This is a genomic window from Citrobacter europaeus, assembly GCA_020099315.1.
GTDB lineage: Bacteria > Pseudomonadota > Gammaproteobacteria > Enterobacterales > Enterobacteriaceae > Citrobacter > Citrobacter europaeus.
Genome location: CP083650.1, coordinates 1,860,499 through 1,878,140, shown reverse-complemented (window position 1 = coordinate 1,878,140; position 17,642 = coordinate 1,860,499). Strand labels below are relative to the sequence as shown.

The window sequence follows — 17,642 nt, the reverse complement described above, 5'->3', positions numbered from 1 at the left end:
TCCAGGACGGGACAATGGCGCAACGAATAAGCAAACTGCTCCCTGCCCTGACCTGCCTGTGGGCGATAAGCGGCTTTCATGCCGTACAGGCTACCGACATTAACCTGAGCGGCACCGTCGTGGCCTCGGCCTGTACGGTAGACACGGGTACCAAAGAACAGACGGTCACCTTCGAACAGGCGCGCGCCGTTGACTACCCAAACGTTGGCGATACCAGCGAATGGCAGGATTTCACTCTGACGCTGTCCGCTTGCCCGCCGTCAACCACGCAGGTCACGGCATTGTTCAGCGGCGATGCGGATACCGATGACATCACCAAATTCGCCAACGCCCAAGGCAGCGCCAGCGGCATAGCGCTGCAAATCATGACCCGCGACCATCTCAGCGAGATATCACCGGCAGATGAACTGGCAACCTCAGTGGATAGCACCAGCCGCCGGGCGGTCTTTCCGCTATCGGCGCGGATGTATACCCCGACAGGGGCGGTCACCGCCGGAGAATTTATAACCACCGTTCAGCTTACCTTTACCTACCAGTAGCCGTGTTCAAGGTATAAAAAAACGGAGCGCTAAGCGCTCCGTTTATATTGCTTTGCGGCCAACTACACGCGTTTGAAAATCAGCGAGCCGTTGGTGCCACCGAAGCCGAAGGAGTTACACAGGGCGAACTCCAGACCACTAACCTGACGCGCTTCGTGAGGTACGAAGTCCAGGTCACAACCTTCATCCGGGTTATCCAGGTTGATGGTTGGTGGAATAGCCTGATCGCGCAGCGCCAGGATAGAGAAAATAGACTCTACCGCGCCCGCCGCACCCAACAGGTGTCCGGTCATGGATTTAGTGGAGCTGACCATCACACGGCTTGCCGCATCGCCAAAGACAGATTTCACTGCCTGGGTTTCAGCTTTATCACCTGCAGGAGTAGACGTACCATGCGCGTTAACATAGCCGATCTGACCTGCTTCGATAGCCGCATCGCGCAGTGCGTTGACCATTGCCAGAGCAGCGCCTGCACCGTTTTCCGGTGGTGACGTCATGTGGTAAGCATCGCTGCTCATGCCAAAACCAACGACTTCAGCATAAATTTTTGCACCGCGCGCTTTTGCATGCTCGTACTCTTCCAGTACCACCATGCCTGCGCCGTCGCCCAACACGAAGCCATCACGATCTTTGTCCCACGGGCGGCTTGCCGCTTGCGGGTTATCATTACGCGTAGACAACGCACGTGCTGCGCCAAAACCACCCACGCCCAGCGGCGTACTGGCTTTTTCTGCACCACCCGCAACCATCGCGTCTGCATCGCCGTATGCAATGATACGTGCGGCATGACCGATGTTATGTACGCCTGAAGTACAGGCCGTCGCGATGGAGATGCTTGGCCCCTGCAGGCCGTACATGATGGTCAGGTGACCTGCCACCATGTTAACAATCGTCGACGGAACGAAGAACGGGCTGATCTTACGCGGTCCACCGTTTACCAGAGAGGTATGGTTTTCTTCGATAAGACCGAGACCGCCAATACCAGAGCCAATAGCGGCGCCAATACGGTGAGCGTTCTCTTCCGTAATTTCGAGGCCAGAATCCTGCATGGCCTGAACGCCAGCGACAATTCCATATTGAATGAAAGCATCCATCTTGCGCTGTTCTTTGCGCGAGATAATGTCTTCACAGTTAAAATCCTTTACTAAGCCAGCAAATTTCGTTGCATAGGCGCTAGTATCGAAATGGTCGATCAGGCTGATGCCACTCTGACCGGCAAGGAGAGCTTTCCAGGTAGACTCTACGGTATTGCCGACAGGAGACAACATGCCCAGTCCGGTCACAACTACACGACGCTTAGACACGGTTGTCCTCCAGGGAGGGAAAATAATTCAAGTGGGATAAAAAGATAAAACTCAGGCGGTCGAATGACCGCCTGGAGATGTTCACTTACGCCTGGTGGCCGTTGATGTAATCAATGGCAGCCTGAACGGTAGTGATTTTCTCAGCTTCTTCGTCCGGAATCTCAGTATCAAACTCTTCTTCCAGAGCCATTACCAGCTCAACGGTGTCAAGAGAATCTGCGCCCAGGTCTTCAACGAAGGAAGCATTGTTGGTTACTTCTTCCTGCTTAACGCCCAGCTGTTCGCCGATAATTTTCTTAACGCGTTCTTCGATAGTGCTCATACTCTTAAATTTCCTATCAAAACTCGCTTTCGCGATGGTTTTCGTAGTGTATAAAATGTTGAAAAATTTGCAACTAAATCCCGGCAGGTCTTACCACGATTTTACGTTATTTTGAGGCCAAGACCTACAATAACGCAAATATTTTTCATCGTGGTTAAACCATGTACATCCCGCCGTTGACGTGCAAAGTCTCACCTGTGATGTAACTTGCTTCGTCAGAAGCTAAAAATGCAACCGCGCTGGCGATTTCTTTCGGTTCGCCAAGACGACCCGCAGGTACTGCCGCCAGCGTACCCGCACGCTGATCATCAGACAGCGCACGCGTCATGTCCGTTTCAATAAAGCCCGGAGCAACAACGTTTACAGTAATGCCACGAGACGCAACTTCGCGCGCCAGTGATTTACTGAAGCCGATCAGACCCGCTTTCGCCGCAGCGTAGTTAGCCTGACCCGCATTTCCCATGGTACCAACCACAGAACCGATAGTGATAATACGCCCATGACGCTTTTTCATCATAGCTCGCATTACCGCTTTTGACAGACGGAAAACAGATGACAGGTTGGTTTCGATGATATCGTTCCACTCGTCATCTTTCATGCGCATTAACAGGTTATCACGAGTAATCCCGGCATTATTGACCAGGATATCGACTTCACCAAATTCTGCGCGAATATTTTCCAGAACAGATTCGATAGATGCCGGATCGGTCACATTCAACATCAGACCTTTACCATTTGCACCTAAGTAATCACTAATGGCCTGCGCGCCGCTTTCGCTGGTGGCAGTACCGATAACTTTCGCGCCACGGGCAACGAGTGTCTCAGCAATTGCGCGGCCAATGCCACGGCTTGCACCGGTAACCAGCGCGATTTTTCCTTCAAAACTCATGGTCTTCCTCTTTTATTGCTCTAGCGCCGCAGACAGTGCCGCCGGCTCATTCAGTGCCGAAGCAGTCAGGGTGTCAACAATACGTTTCGTCAAACCGGTCAGAACTTTACCCGGACCAACTTCATACAGGTGCTCTACGCCCTGGGATGCCATAAATTCAACGGTTTTAGTCCACTGAACCGGGCTGTACAGCTGACGAACCAGCGCATCGCGAATAGCGTCAGCGTCGGTTTCGCACTTCACGTCGACGTTGTTGACTACCGCAACGGTCGGCGCGTTAAACGTGATTTTTTGCAATTCAACAGCCAGTTTCTCAGCAGCAGGCTTCATCAGCGCGCAGTGAGAAGGAACGCTGACCGGCAGCGGCAAAGCACGCTTAGCGCCAGCAGCTTTACAGGCAGCGCCGGCACGTTCTACGGCTTCTTTGTGCCCGGCAATAACCACCTGACCCGGTGAGTTAAAGTTAACCGGTGAAACCACCTGACCTTCGGCCGACTCTTCACACGCTTTAGCGATAGCCGCGTCGTCCAGACCGATAATAGCAGACATGCCGCCAGTGCCTTCCGGCACGGCTTCCTGCATGAATTTACCACGCAGTTCAACCAGACGTACGGCATCGGCAAAACCGATAACACCCGCACATACCAGCGCAGAGTATTCGCCCAGGCTGTGACCCGCCATCAGCGCAGGTGTTTTGCCACCCTGCTGCTGCCATACGCGATAAAGCGCGACCGAGGCGGTCAACAGCGCTGGCTGCGTCTGCCAGGTTTTATTCAGTTCTTCGGCCGGCCCCTGCTGAGTCAACGCCCACAGATCATAGCCCAGCGCAGCTGATGCTTCAGCAAAAGTTTCTTCAACAATTGGGTAGTTTGCCGCCATTTCAGACAACATCCCAACGGTCTGGGAACCCTGCCCCGGGAACACAAATGCAAATTGCGTCATGGTTAAATCCTTATACTAGAAACGAATCAGCGCAGAGCCCCAGGTGAATCCACCCCCAAAGGCTTCAAGCAATATCAACTGCCCAGCTTTAATACGCCCGTCGCGGACGGCTTCATCCAGCGCGCACGGTACGGAGGCCGCGGAGGTATTGCCATGTCTGTCGAGCGTCACGACAACATTATCCATCGACATACCCAGCTTTTTCGCTGTTGCGCTGATAATACGCAGGTTTGCCTGATGCGGCACCAGCCAGTCCAGCGCAGAACGATCCAGATTATTCGCTTCCAGCGTTTCATCAACGATGTGTGCAAGCTCGGTCACCGCGACTTTAAAGACTTCGTTACCCGCCATCGTCAGGTGGATCGGGTTTTCCGGGTTAACGCGATCGGCATTGGGCAGCGTTAACAGTTCGCCATAGCGACCATCCGCGTGCAGATGCGTGGAGAGAATGCCAGGCTCTTCAGATGCGCTCAGTACAACCGCACCCGCGCCATCTCCGAAAATAATGATCGTTCCGCGATCGGTTGGATCACAGGTACGGGCCAGAACATCTGAGCCAACCACCAGAGCATGCTTCACTGCGCCAGACTTAACGTACTGGTCGGCAACGCTCAGCGCGTAAGTGAAACCGGCACAAGCGGCCGCAACGTCAAACGCCGGACAGCCTTTGATCCCCAGCATACTTTGGATCTGGCATGCCGCGCTTGGAAATGCGTGAGTGGATGACGTGGTGGCAACCACAATCAGACCAATTTGTTCTTTGTCGATGCCCGCCATTTCAATTGCGCGGTTTGCGGCGGCAAAGCCCATCGTCGCAACTGTTTCATTTGGCGCTGCAATATGGCGTTCACGGATACCTGTACGAGTAACGATCCACTCATCAGATGTCTCAACCATTTTTTCCAAATCGGCGTTAGTACGCACTTGTTCAGGCAGATAGCTGCCAGTACCAATAATCTTCGTATACATGTACGCTCAGTCACTTTTTGGTTATATACCGCCACGAGCAAATCGCTGATACGTTGGCAGCATTCACAAACACATCGTTATCTGTGTGCTCGTGAGGTTGCGCTTTCGCCACCGTCCAGCAGTTCGAATCCAGCTGGGTATACAGATTCCAGGCGAGCGGCAATTCGCTGAGGAACTTGTCGCTGCACCGCCTGCACTGCCTGTTCAATCGCGACTTCAAATGCTCGCTGATTGGCTGCACCATGACTCTTAATCACCGTGCCGCGCAATCCTAACAGACAGGCGCCATTATACTGGTCGGGGTTGAGGTGACTAAATCGCCTTGTCAGGCTTTTTTGTAACCAACGTTTTAATAACAGCAGCCACCACGACCGTTTTTTGCCCTCACCCTGAGACTTCAGCAGTGAAAGGAACATTCTGACAACACCTTCCATCGTCTTTAATGTGACATTACCTGTAAAGCCGTCACAGACCAACACATCGGTTTTGCCAGTCAGTAACTCATTGGCTTCAAGATAGCCGATATAATTAATAGAAGGGATTGTTTTTAGCACTGCAGAAGCATCCCGAATACTGTCGAGACCCTTGGTTTCTTCTTCGCCGATGTTGAGCAACGCAACTCGGGGATTGGCAATGCCAACCACCTCTTCTGCCAGCACGGAACCCATGACGGCAAATTGCACCAACATCGTGCTATCACAATCCACGTTGGCGCCCAAATCCAACACCACCGTTTTGCCCTTTTGCTGATGGGGTAAAACCGTCACCAACGCAGGACGCTCAATCCCCTCAAGAGGTTTGAGCAATAACTTCGCAAGTCCCATTAGCGCGCCCGTATTACCGGCGCTCACACAGGCTTGCGCTCGACCTTCTTTCACGAGCTCCAGGGCAACACGCATTGAGCTTCCACGACTGGCGCGAATAGCTTGCGAGGGCCGGGCATCACTGGCAATAACTGACTGAGCAGGGATAATCTGCAGACGTGAACGTTGTTCGAAGTCAGCTTTGGCAAGTAATGGCGTGATTGTATCGGGATCCCCGACTAAAAGAAGTGTGAGTTGCGAATTAGAATTCAGTGCCTGCAATGCTGCAGGCACTGTCACGGTAGGGCCAAAATCTCCCCCCATGACATCTAACGCCAGGGTTAGACGTGTCAAGGTATCGTCGCTGCCCGGTTAGGTGTTTCCCCAGTTACCCGGGGAAAGCCTCACTAAGCTTCATCACGCGTGTACTCTTTGTCTTTCTCACCGTAGTGGGAAAGCCATCGAGTCATGCGTGATTACTTAGCGATTACCTTACGGCCACGGTAGAAACCGTCGGCAGTGATGTGGTGACGCAGGTGTTGTTCACCAGAAGTTTTGTCTACAGACAGGCTGGTGACTGCGGTCAGAGCGTCATGAGAACGACGCATGCCACGTTTGGAACGGGTTGGTTTATTCTGTTGTACGGCCATGGACCTTACTCCTCAATTACTTACGCTTTAAGCTGGCTAATACGGCAAATGGGTTTGGTTTTTGCGCTTCATCAGGCAATTCGCCAAAGACCATGTCCGCCTCGGACACTTCACAGTGTTCAGAATCATGCACCGGAACTACCGGCAAGGAGAGGATAATCTCATCTTCAACCATTGCAAGCAGATCGATTTCACCGAATTCGTTAACCTCAATCGGCTCATACGCTTCCGGGAGTGCTTCAGCCTGCTCGTCAGAACGGACAGGACTAAAACAATATGTTGTGTGAACATGAAGTGGGAACGGTTTCCCGCAACGCTGACATTCGAGCGTAACCGATACTTTTGCATCACCGGTTATGACGGCAAGGCGCTGGTTATCGATCGCGAACGACATGGAGCATTCCACATCACTGTCCACACTGACTACAGAATCGGCGACGCGCTCAACCAGATCAGAAGTATAGATACCTTCATAATCGAGGCGTTTTTGAGCCGTACGAACCGGATCAAGAGTCAGGGGTAATTTTACCTTTTGCATAGGGCGCGCATATTAACTTTGTAACGTCATATAGTCAAAGAAAAAGGCAGCCTGTGGTTGCCTTTTGCCAATAATTCGCACACATTGCGGGTCATCGACTTAAAATCGCTCAACACAAGCCAATACAGCCAGCTTGTAGGACGAAGTCCATAGTTTAAAATGGCTCTCATCAATACGCTATATGCGAGGGGAAAAATATGCCTCAACTTATACTTGCCTCGACCTCTCCCTGGCGTCGCGCTTTACTTGAAAAACTGGCAATTCCGTTCGAATGCGCGGCTCCCGAGGTGGATGAAACGCCGTTACCCGGCGAAGCGCCACGCCATTTAGTCTCGCGACTGGCGCAGAAAAAAGCGCAATCTCTCGCCCACCGCTATCCAGCGCACCTTATTATCGGCTCCGATCAAATTTGTGTTCTTGATGGTGAAATAACCGGCAAACCGTTAACAGAAGAAAATGCGCGCCAACAATTACTCAAAGCCCGTGGCAATATTGTAACGTTTTACACCGGACTGGCGCTCTATAATTCAGCTACCGGACATTTACAAACTGAGGTTGAGCCGTTCGATGTCCATTTTCGGCATTTAAGCGAAGCGGAAATTGATGATTACCTGCGCAAAGAACGCCCGCTACATTGTGCCGGTAGTTTTAAAAGTGAGGGGTTAGGTATTGCTCTCTTTGAGCGTCTTGAGGGCCGCGACCCAAATACGCTGATCGGCCTGCCGCTGATCGCATTGTGTCAAATGCTGCGCCGGGAAGAGATGAACCCGCTGAACGCCTAGTTAATCTGCCTGATGGCGACGCGATGCGTCTTGTCAGGCCTACAGCGCATAACGCGATTGTAGGCCTGATAAGCAACGCGCGTCAGGCTTTGCGGCGTAATACCTCGAGGCAGCGCTTCAACTGCTTATCCAGCGGCGCTTCAATACGCATTACTTCACCCGTCCCCGGATGGGTGAATTTTAACGCCGCGGCATGCAGGAACAGCCTGTTCAGTCCGGTGTCCGTGAGTTGCTTATCGAACTCGCGGTCGCCATAGCGATCGTCAAAGGCTATCGGATGCCCGGCATATTGGGTATGCACACGAATCTGGTGCGTACGCCCTGTCACCGGACTACAGCGCACGAGCGTGGCAAACGCATAGCGCTCCTCCACCTTAAAGCGTGTTTCCGACGGCTTGCCTTCCTGATTCACCCGCACGATACGCTCGCCGCTTTGCAGAATATTCTTCAACAGCGGCGCCTGCACGGTTTTGACATGCGACTGCCACTGGCCTCTCACCAGCGCCAGATAGTCTTTCTGCATCCCTTTTTCACGCAACTGCTCATGCAACGAACGTAAAGCTGAGCGTTTTTTAGCAACCAGCAGCACACCGGAGGTATCCCGGTCCAGGCGATGCACCAGTTCGAGGAAACGCGCTTCCGGACGTAACGCGCGTAAGCCTTCAATTACACCAAAGCTTAATCCGCTTCCGCCATGCACGGCCGTACCTGAGGGTTTGTTAAGCACCAGAATGTGGTCATCTTCATATAAAATGACATCGGTCAGCGCCGCGACCTTCTGCAAATTCGGTGAAATGGCCTCTTCTTCACGTTCAGCGACACGTACAGGTGGAATACGCACAATGTCCCCATCTTCGAGTTTGTACTCGGGTTTAATGCGTTTTTTGTTCACCCGCACTTCGCCTTTACGCAAAATGCGATAAATCATACTTTTTGGCACGCCCTTGAGTTGGGTGCGCAAAAAGTTGTCGATGCGTTGCCCTGCTTCGTCGGCAGTAATGGCAACTGTTTTTACGGCTGGAGTCTCTGTTTTCATGGGGGCCGATTTTAAATAGCCATCAAGATTCGCGCCACACATTTTTCTATGCTTATATTAACTGCTATACCTTATTACTTCAGTTTGACATAGCCGATTTGGTGGTTATTAAAGCAATCACTACGCGGAAGTGAAAAAACTGTGAGTAACCGGGTGATAAATGGCAAAAGTCATCTTGCTATAACAAGGTTAGCAGTGGAATAATGAGGTTGTTTCCGTGTTGAATCTTGTTAAAACAAGAACTTTTCCGGAATGACCCAATTTTGCCCGACCGATCATCAACGCAGCAATGGCGTAAGACGTATTGATCTTTCAGGCAGTTAGCGGGCTGCGGGTTGCAGTCCTTACCGGTAATAAGGAAGCTTTTCTGGAGAGTAACACCCAGACTGTTCCCCTGATAATTGCGCTGTGTTTCCGTATGAAATACAGGCAACCGACACTCTGCGCCTCTTTGAGCTGACGATAACCGTGAGGTTGGCGACGCGAATAGACACGAGGCCATCGGTTCACACCCGGAAAGGCATTACTCTGCCCGCAGCTTAGTCGTCAATGTAAGAATAATGAGTAAGTTACGATGAAAAGAATGTTAATTAACGCGACTCAGCAGGAAGAGTTGCGTGTCGCCCTTGTAGATGGGCAGCGTCTGTACGATCTGGATATCGAAAGTCCTGGACACGAACAGAAAAAAGCCAACATCTATAAAGGCAAAATTACCCGTATTGAACCGAGTCTGGAAGCGGCTTTTGTTGATTACGGCGCTGAACGTCACGGTTTCCTCCCGTTAAAAGAAATTGCCCGCGAATACTTCCCCGCTAATTACAACTCCCATGGTCGTCCCAACATTAAAGATGTGTTGCGCGAAGGTCAGGAAGTCATCGTTCAGATCGATAAAGAAGAACGCGGCAATAAAGGCGCTGCGCTGACTACCTTTATCAGCCTGGCAGGGAGTTATCTGGTTCTGATGCCGAACAACCCGCGCGCGGGCGGCATCTCCCGTCGCATTGAAGGCGACGACCGTACCGAATTAAAAGAAGCGTTGGCAAGTCTGGAACTGCCTGATGGCATGGGGCTTATCGTGCGTACCGCAGGCGTCGGCAAATCCGCCGAAGCGCTGCAGTGGGACCTGAGCTTCCGCCTGAAGCACTGGGAAGCGATTCAAAAAGCCGCTGACAGTCGCCCTGCTCCGTTCCTGATCCATCAGGAAAGCAACGTTATCGTTCGCGCATTCCGTGACTACTTGCGTCAGGACATCGGCGAAATCCTCATCGACAACCCGAAAGTGATGGAGATGGCGCGTCAGCACATCGCCGCGCTGGGTCGTCCGGATTTCAGCAGCAAAATCAAACTGTACACCGGTGAAATTCCGCTGTTCAGCCACTATCAAATCGAGTCTCAGATTGAGTCTGCGTTCCAGCGCGAAGTGCGCCTGCCGTCAGGCGGCTCAATCGTTATCGACAGCACCGAAGCGCTGACCGCTATCGATATCAACTCCGCACGCGCTACCCGCGGCGGCGACATCGAAGAAACAGCGTTCAACACCAACCTTGAAGCTGCCGATGAAATTGCTCGTCAGCTGCGTCTGCGCGACCTCGGTGGCCTGATTGTCATCGACTTCATCGATATGACTCCGGTTCGCCACCAGCGCGCGGTTGAAAACCGTCTACGCGAAGCCGTGCGTCAGGACCGGGCGCGTATTCAGATCAGTCATATTTCACGCTTCGGCCTGCTGGAGATGTCCCGTCAGCGTCTGAGCCCGTCTCTGGGTGAATCCAGCCATCACGTATGCCCACGCTGTTCCGGTACGGGTACCGTACGTGACAACGAATCACTGTCGCTGTCTATTCTGCGTCTGATCGAAGAAGAAGCGCTGAAAGAAAATACCCAGGAAGTTCATGCTATTGTTCCTGTGCCGATCGCATCCTACCTGCTCAACGAAAAACGTACCGCGGTAAATGCCATCGAAACGCGTCAGAATGGCGTGCGCTGTGTGATTGTGCCAAACGATCAGATGGAAACCCCGCATTACTCCGTACTGCGTGTACGCAAAGGGGAAGAAACACCAACCCTGAGCTACCTGCTGCCAAAACTGCATGAAGAAGCGATGGCATTGCCGACGGAAGAAGAATACGTCGAGCGTAAACAGCCAGAACAGCCGGCATTAGCTACCTTTGCTATGCCAGACGTGCCGCCAGCCCCTGCACCGCAGGAGCCTGCAGCGAAAGCCGCCGCGCCTAAAGCCGCAGCAGCGACCGCAGCCGTCGCCGCACAACCGGGTTTGATTAGCCGTTTCTTTGGCGCACTGAAGTCCATCTTCGGTGGCAGCGAAGAAGTGAAACCGGTTGAACAACCTGCACCGAAAGCTGAAGAGAAAACCGAACGCCAGCAGGATCGTCGTAAACCGCGGCAGAACAATCGTCGCGACCGTAACGACCGTCGTGATAATCGCGACAACCGTGGCGATCGTGATAACCGTAACGAGCGATCAGAAAGCGGCGAAAACCGTGAAGATAACCGCCGTAACCGCCGTCAGTCTCAGCAGCAAAATGCGGAAGCGCGCGATAACCGCCAGCAGTCCGTTGATGTCGCCGACAAAGCGAAATCCGGTGATGAGCAGCAGGCTCCGCGTCGCGAGCGCAACCGCCGTCGTAACGATGACAAACGTCAGGCGCAGCAAGAAGTTAAAGAGCTGAACCTGGCTGAACAGCCAGCGCGGGATACCGAGCAGGAAGAGCGCGTACGTCAGCCTCAGACTCGCCGTAAACAGCGTCAGTTGAATCAGAAAGTTCGTTTCACAGATAGCCCGGCTGTTGAAGCTGAAGTGGCAACTGCCGCTGCGATCGCTGAAACGGCTGTCGTTCAACCAACTGAACAGCCAGCACCGGCACAGCGTACCGAACTGGCGAAAGTTGATCTGCCAGTCGTCGTTGCGACTGAGCAGGATGACAACAGCGAAGCGCGCGACTCAAATGGTATGCCGCGTCGTTCCCGTCGTTCTCCTCGCCATCTGCGCGTAAGTGGTCAGCGTCGTCGTCGTTATCGTGACGAGCGTTATCCGGTTCAGTCGCCGATGCCATTAACGGTCGCCTGCGCATCTCCAGAATTAGCGTCCGGCAAAGTATGGATCCGCTACCCTGTCGCTCGTCCTCAGGATCAGCAGGTTGAAGAGCAGCGCGAACAGGAAATGGTTCAGGAGCAAACTGCGACTGTGGTCGTAGAGCCTCAGGTTGCAGCTGCCGTTGAGCACATTGTGGACGCCCCGGCGTCGGTTGAAACCGTACAGCCAGAGGTGGTTAATGCCGAACCTCAGGCCGCCGCTGTTGAAACCGCACAGGTTGAAACCACGCATCCGGAAGTCATTGCTACTCCGGTCGATGAACAACCGCAAATTATCGCCGAATCCGACGCACCTGTTGCCGAGGAAACCGTTGCGAAAGCCGAACCTGTCGCTGAAGTCGTGACTGCGCCGGTTGTCGATGCGCCTGCGGAAGTTGTTATTTCTCAGCCTGAAGTGGTTGAAGAGATCGCTGAGGTTGTGGAAACAGCGCCAGTTGTGGAAACCGCACCGGTTGTTGAAGAAGTTGCAGCGCCGAAAGAAGTTGTTGCAGCTCCTGTCGTCGAAGCCGCAGTCGTTAAGGCTGAAGTTGTCGCAACCAGCGTTGACACGGAACATCTTCACAGCCATGCAACCGCGCCGATGACGCGCGCACCGGCACCAGAGTATGTGCCTGAAGCGCCGCGTCATAGCGAGTGGCAGCGCCCGGCATTCGCCTTTGAAGGGAAAGGTGCCGCAGGTGGACACAGCGCCACACATCAGGCGACTGCGCCAGCAACACGCCCACAGCCCGTTGAGTAAGACGTAATCAACATCAAAGCCGACCTTCGGGTCGGCTTTTTTATACCTGCTCTACGCGTTTCATCCCCGTTAGCTGCGGCATGACATCTTTCATTAACGCCAGAAACTTGCGTAATCGGGTGGGATAGTAACGCGCCCAGGGATAAACCAAATGTACAGGCAACGACGCCGCATGCCACTCGGGAAACAGCGTAACCAGTCGTCCACGGGCAATATCCTCCTCGACCATCCAGCTTGAAACAATGGCCACCCCCAACCCTGCCAGGGCGGCATTTCTTGCGACATAAATGCTGTCGGTGCTTAATCTGGGTGTAATATTCAGCGTAACAGGTTCATTACGTGGTTGATGCAGCAACGAAATGCTGTGCTGGTAAAACGTGTTCACTGCAATCCATGGCAGCGTTGATAACTGCTCCGGATGCGAAAGCTCGCTATATTGCTCAAGCAAAGCAGGATTCACTACCATGCTACGAGGAACCTCAGCCAGTAAAACCGAGACCGTCGCTGGATCAACCTCTGCCCCAACCCTGATGGCGCAATCAATATTATCGCTCAGGAAATCAACGGTTTTATCATTGAGCATCCACTCTACCGACAACTGCGGATAGCGCGAAAGAAACTGCAAAAGCGGTTCAAGAAGCTGTTGCTGCCCGAACGCATGCGGAGCACGTACTCGCAGCGTTCCCACCGGTTCATCCTCCGTAACATTGAGTCCATCTTCCAGCGCCAGCCAGGCATCAATAATATTCTTGGCATGCTGGTAGCCGCGTTCGCCGTCGTCGGTCAGTTTCATCGCATGCGTGGTGCGCATGATCAGTTTTACACCCAGCAGCGCTTCCAGGGATTGTAACCGTCGACTGACGGTCGCCTGCGTTGTCCCCATCTGCTTTGCCGCTGCTGAAAGCGACCCCGCCTCGACGATACGCACAAACGTGCGCATCAGCTCCACTCTATCTATACGCTAAGTTTTTACCATTCCAGGTTTCTTCATACGTCTGACGTATAACTGTTTTACCACCGCGCTCGCTACCGCGCCACCCGCTGAAGGTTAAAAATAGCCGCACATCCTGTGATTGAGGAATCAACTGTGAACACACATACCGCCCTTACCCGTTGGGTTATTTTTGTACTGGCATCAGGCGCCGGATTCAGCGTGGCATCCATCTATTATGCCCAGCCGCTTCTGCCCTTAATGGGTCAGGATCTGGCCCTAAGCATCACCGGCATGGGGCTGGTTCCGACGCTAACCCAGGCGGGTTACGCGTTGGGGATTTTCTTTTTATTACCATTAGGCGACCGCTATGACCGTCGGACGCTAATCCTGTTGAAAAGCCTCGCGCTCGCCGTACTGCTTCTGGCCTGCAGCTTTACCGGCCAATTGCATTCGCTTTTACTGGTCAGCCTGTTGATGGGAATGGCGGCAACCATGGCGCAGGACATCGTTCCCGCTGCGGCAATTCTGGCCCCTGAAGGCAAGCAGGGAAAAACGGTAGGTACCGTGATGACGGGCCTGCTGCTGGGAATTTTACTTTCACGTACCGTTAGCGGGCTAATAGGTGAGGCGTTTGGCTGGCGCGAAATGTATCAACTCGCAGCCTTCAGCATTGCTGTGATTTCCACCATCATGTGGAAAGTGCTCCCTCGTTTTGCTGTCCATTCCACGCTGAGCTACCCGTCATTACTGCTCTCAATGGCGCAACTGTGGCAGCGGTATCCCGCATTGCGCCGCGCGGCGCTGGCACAAGGCTTTCTGTCTGTTGCCTTTAGCGCCTTCTGGTCCACGTTGGCAGTGATGTTATCTGAGCATTATCACATGGGTAGCGCTATGGCTGGCGCGTTTGGTATCGCGGGCGCGGCTGGTGCGCTTGCCGCGCCGCTGGCAGGCCATCTTGCCGACAAAGTGGGCGCAGCGAAAGTGGCGCAGTTAGGTGCTTTGCTGGTAACAGTATCTTTCGCCCTGATGTTCCTGTTACCCGCCCTGCCAGTACAGGGGCAGTGGCTGCTTATTGCCCTTTCGGCGGTAGGTTTTGATCTCGGATTGCAATCCAGCCTGGTTGCCCACCAGAACCTGGTCTATGGCCTCGAGCCCCAGGCACGTGGACGCCTGAACGCGCTACTGTTTACAATGGTATTTATCGGTATGGCGTTGGGTTCGGTTCTCGGAAGTCAGGTCTACGCGCAGGCAGACTGGGAAGGTGTGGTTACGCTGGCAACGTTTAGCGGTGCGATTGCGCTGGTAATAAGATTAACGGGGAATCTGTCACTGAGAAAAACAACCGTGGCCTAAAAAAATGCCCGCTCCGGGGTGTTAAAGGAGCGGGCAGACAAACATATCCAGTTTCATGATATGTTCAAAAAAGGTCGTTACCGGTTAAGCTGGAACAGCGACATGCCCTGCATATCGGTAAACGTTTTGTACGATGCCTGCAGTGCAGCCTGCTGCATCACGTAGGACGAAATCGCTGCGTTCCAGTCAACATCCACCAGATTGCTCATCTGCTGAGTTTGACCCAGTGCACGATCGGCTCCCAGTGAATCCAGCGAGCTTAATTCGCTAAGCTGCGTGCCTAATTCCGCACGGACGCTCAACACATTATTGAGTGAATTCTTTAAACCACGGTTGGTTTTATCAATCGCTTCAGCGGCCTTTGCTTTCGCCACATCATCGCCTTCAATCGGCGTATTCAGGGCTGCAATAGCTGTATCCAGCATTACGAATAAGTTCGTTTCAGACTTGCTACCATCTGGCTCCGGAACCGCGTTGCTGGTCACCGAGTTAAAAATTTTATCTCCGGTATGACCAATCACCATTGACCGAGCGGCATCAACCTGTTGGGTGATATTTTCAGTTCCACCGCTATAAGTACCATCAGTCTGGGCAAATGGTGGAACTTCGGTTTTGTAGCCGCCAAAGATATAGCGACCATTACCGTCGGTACTGTTAGCCAAATTCATCAGTTGATCGCGGAGCCCTTGCAAATCAGTCGCTAACGATGCTCTGTTGTCATCGCTCAATGTACCGTTGCCGGCGTTGACAATTTTTTCCTGCGCCGCGGTAATCGCGGTCGTCGCCCGGCTTAAAACGTTCTCTTCCAGTGACACTTTTTGCGTCGCGAAAGTACGCGCCAGCGTATATTGGCTGTTTTGCGCCTGAGCCTGAGAAAGCACTACAGCCTGCGAGGCGGCAATCGGATCGTCAGACGGGTTGATCACGCGTTTGCCCGTTGACATCTGCTCACCAAATTTTATCCATTCGGCCTGAGAGTTGGTAATGCCACGCATGTTCTGCTGGTACATCATCTGAGTACTAATACGCATTGAGTCCCTCTCCCTTAGCGAATATTCAGAAGCGCATCAAAGAGCGAATTTGCTGTTTGCAGCACTTGTGCGTTGGCCAGGTAATACTGTTGATAACGCTGCAAATTGCCGTACTCTTCATCGAGGTTAACCCCGGAAATCGACTGTTGCTGATTAGAAAGCTGCGTAACTACGTTGTTCTGGGTGGTGGCGCTGGTTTTCAGGGTAGCGGTTTTATTCCCGACATCGCTCACCAGCGTTGCGTACGCGTCATTGAAGGTTTTATTTCCGACAGTCGCTTTGGTTTGCAGATCCAACAATTTTTGGCCGTTACGGTTATCGCTTTTCCCTTTATCCTTATCTGGATCGATATCATTTTTGGATACTTCGGCCATGGCGATTTTCGACTCATCAGTCACAGCCACTTTCATATCAACAATGACATTACCCACTGGCTTCACCGTAAAGCTATCATTCGCTTTCGCTCCCGCCCCTACGGTTATCTCCAGCCCATCAAAGGACATTTTTCCACCAGTGACGGTCGCCTTAAAGCTGGTATTATCTGCAAGGCGAGTTACCTGCCAGTCAGTACCATCAAAAGTAATATTGTAATCAGTAGCCTGCACTGCTGAGCTATCAGTAACTTTTGCAGTTAACGACCCTGTCCCAGTATTTTTGGTATTACTGAGCACAGATGGACCGCCGATAGCAAAGAAGTCTTTACCAGCATCACCATTGGCATCAAAACCTTCTTTATGCTGCGTATTAAATGCATCGGCAAACGCCAGTGCCAGTTGCCCCAGCGTGTTACGCGTCTGGTCCAGCTCTTGAGAACGGAACGTCATCAAACCGCCCAATGAGCCGGTATCAATGAGTTTTTCAGGAATTTCAACATTTCCGGCAACGCCATCAACATAGGCAACCGTAGTGCGTGTTGGATCGGCACTGGACGGTACTGCGGCCAGTTGGCGGGCGTTGCTGCCCTGTACCAGTGAATAGCCGTTCGCCATCGTTACGTTATAGGTGCCGCCATCCTGGACACTGACTTCAACGCCGACAAGTTTGTTCAGATCGCTAACCAGTTGGTCACGCTGATCGAGTAGATCGTTAGGCGATGCGCCCGCGCCAACGCCGGTCAGACGGGAAATCTGATCGTTGAGGCTGGCAATCTGCTTTGAGTAGTTGTTGATCTGATCTACGCTGGCTTTGATCGCAGTATTGACCTGCTTATCCTGATCGCGCAGATACTGATCGGTTGTTCTGAACTGATTCACTAAACCATCAGCTTTACCAATCAGTGCCTGACGCGCAGCCGGGTCTTCTGCATTACTGACCAGCGTCTGCAGGCTGGTAAAAAAACCCTGCATTGAGGTGGAAATTGAACTGGTTTTACTGGAAAGCAGATTGTCGATTTTCGACATTTGCTCATAGCGCGTTGTCAGGCCGCTGCTCTGGTTCTGCGCTGCACGCAACTGATTCGTGATAAAAGAATCATATTCGCGCTGTACGCCAGAAACATAGACGCCATTGCCAACCCAGCCCCCCGCACCCAGCGTGCTGTTCGCCTGCGCCATAATTGTCGTTTGGCGGGTGTACCCGGCAACGTTATAGCTGGAGATGTTATTACTGGCGGTATTCAACGCGGCCTGCGCTGCGCTAAGTCCACTCATCGCGTTATTAATCAAGCTGGACATGGAGGTTCCTTGTAATCCTTCAAT

At 52.7% G+C, this 17,642-nt stretch carries 16 protein-coding genes; 4 read left to right on the top strand and 12 right to left on the bottom strand.

What is annotated here, in order from left to right:
• Nucleotides 1-14 precede the first annotated feature (14 nt).
• The gene (locus LA337_08795) at nucleotides 15-539 is read left to right on the top strand and encodes a type 1 fimbrial protein (protein UBI17770.1); all 525 of its coding nucleotides are present in this window, start codon (nucleotides 15-17) and stop codon (nucleotides 537-539) included.
• Between the two features lie 62 nt (nucleotides 540-601).
• Here the strand turns inward: LA337_08795 and fabF are convergent, their stop codons facing one another.
• The 8 genes from fabF to yceD all read right to left on the bottom strand — a co-directional run bounded on the left by fabF (nucleotide 602) and on the right by yceD (nucleotide 6,956).
• Nucleotides 602-1,843: a beta-ketoacyl-ACP synthase II gene (gene fabF, locus LA337_08790; GenBank protein ID UBI17769.1), complete on the bottom strand. Its 1,242-nt coding sequence runs from the start codon at nucleotides 1,841-1,843 to the stop codon at nucleotides 602-604.
• An 85-nt stretch (nucleotides 1,844-1,928) separates the two neighbouring features.
• Nucleotides 1,929-2,165: an acyl carrier protein gene (acpP, locus tag LA337_08785; GenBank protein UBI17768.1), complete on the bottom strand. Its 237-nt coding sequence runs from the start codon at nucleotides 2,163-2,165 to the stop codon at nucleotides 1,929-1,931.
• Between the two features lie 154 nt (nucleotides 2,166-2,319).
• Entirely contained in the window at nucleotides 2,320-3,054 is a 735-nt protein-coding gene (fabG, locus tag LA337_08780) for a 3-oxoacyl-ACP reductase FabG (GenBank protein ID UBI17767.1), read from the bottom strand.
• A 12-nt stretch (nucleotides 3,055-3,066) separates the two neighbouring features.
• Nucleotides 3,067-3,996, bottom strand: a complete 930-nt coding sequence (gene fabD / locus LA337_08775; protein ID UBI17766.1) for an ACP S-malonyltransferase — start codon at nucleotides 3,994-3,996, stop codon at nucleotides 3,067-3,069.
• Between the two features lie 15 nt (nucleotides 3,997-4,011).
• Nucleotides 4,012-4,965 carry a beta-ketoacyl-ACP synthase III gene (fabH, locus tag LA337_08770; protein UBI17765.1) on the bottom strand — a complete coding sequence of 318 codons (954 nt, stop codon included), beginning with the start codon at nucleotides 4,963-4,965 and terminating at the stop codon, nucleotides 4,012-4,014.
• A 77-nt stretch (nucleotides 4,966-5,042) separates the two neighbouring features.
• On the bottom strand, nucleotides 5,043-6,122 hold the full coding sequence (gene plsX, locus LA337_08765) for a phosphate acyltransferase PlsX (GenBank protein UBI17764.1): 1,080 nt from the start codon (nucleotides 6,120-6,122) through the stop codon (nucleotides 5,043-5,045).
• A 122-nt stretch (nucleotides 6,123-6,244) separates the two neighbouring features.
• Complete coding sequence (rpmF, locus tag LA337_08760; GenBank protein ID UBI17763.1) at nucleotides 6,245-6,418, bottom strand: 50S ribosomal protein L32; 174 nt, start codon at nucleotides 6,416-6,418, stop codon at nucleotides 6,245-6,247.
• A 16-nt stretch (nucleotides 6,419-6,434) separates the two neighbouring features.
• Complete coding sequence (gene yceD / locus LA337_08755) at nucleotides 6,435-6,956, bottom strand: 23S rRNA accumulation protein YceD (GenBank protein ID UBI17762.1); 522 nt, start codon at nucleotides 6,954-6,956, stop codon at nucleotides 6,435-6,437.
• A 197-nt stretch (nucleotides 6,957-7,153) separates the two neighbouring features.
• Between yceD and LA337_08750 the strand changes: the two genes are divergently transcribed.
• On the top strand, nucleotides 7,154-7,738 hold the full coding sequence (locus tag LA337_08750; GenBank protein ID UBI17761.1) for a Maf-like protein: 585 nt from the start codon (nucleotides 7,154-7,156) through the stop codon (nucleotides 7,736-7,738).
• 82 nt (nucleotides 7,739-7,820) lie between these two features.
• On the opposite strand, the gene rluC is transcribed toward LA337_08750, so the two are convergent.
• Entirely contained in the window at nucleotides 7,821-8,774 is a 954-nt protein-coding gene (rluC, locus tag LA337_08745; protein UBI17760.1) for a 23S rRNA pseudouridine(955/2504/2580) synthase RluC, read from the bottom strand.
• Nucleotides 8,775-9,348: 574 nt separating this feature from the next.
• Between rluC and rne the strand changes: the two genes are divergently transcribed.
• Complete coding sequence (gene rne, locus LA337_08740) at nucleotides 9,349-12,627, top strand: ribonuclease E (GenBank protein ID UBI17759.1); 3,279 nt, start codon at nucleotides 9,349-9,351, stop codon at nucleotides 12,625-12,627.
• Between the two features lie 40 nt (nucleotides 12,628-12,667).
• Here rne and LA337_08735 read toward each other — a convergent pair whose 3' ends face one another.
• Entirely contained in the window at nucleotides 12,668-13,567 is a 900-nt protein-coding gene (locus LA337_08735) for a LysR family transcriptional regulator (protein ID UBI17758.1), read from the bottom strand.
• 147 nt (nucleotides 13,568-13,714) lie between these two features.
• Here LA337_08735 and LA337_08730 point away from each other — a divergent pair, with 147 nt between their 5' ends.
• Nucleotides 13,715-14,914 (top strand): MFS transporter, encoded by a 1,200-nt coding sequence (locus LA337_08730; protein ID UBI17757.1) that lies wholly within the window; start codon nucleotides 13,715-13,717, stop codon nucleotides 14,912-14,914.
• A gap of 77 nt (nucleotides 14,915-14,991) precedes the next feature.
• Here the strand turns inward: LA337_08730 and flgL are convergent, their stop codons facing one another.
• Entirely contained in the window at nucleotides 14,992-15,945 is a 954-nt protein-coding gene (flgL, locus tag LA337_08725; protein UBI17756.1) for a flagellar hook-associated protein FlgL, read from the bottom strand.
• 14 nt (nucleotides 15,946-15,959) lie between these two features.
• Complete coding sequence (gene flgK / locus LA337_08720) at nucleotides 15,960-17,618, bottom strand: flagellar hook-associated protein FlgK (protein ID UBI17755.1); 1,659 nt, start codon at nucleotides 17,616-17,618, stop codon at nucleotides 15,960-15,962.
• Nucleotides 17,619-17,642 lie beyond the last annotated feature (24 nt).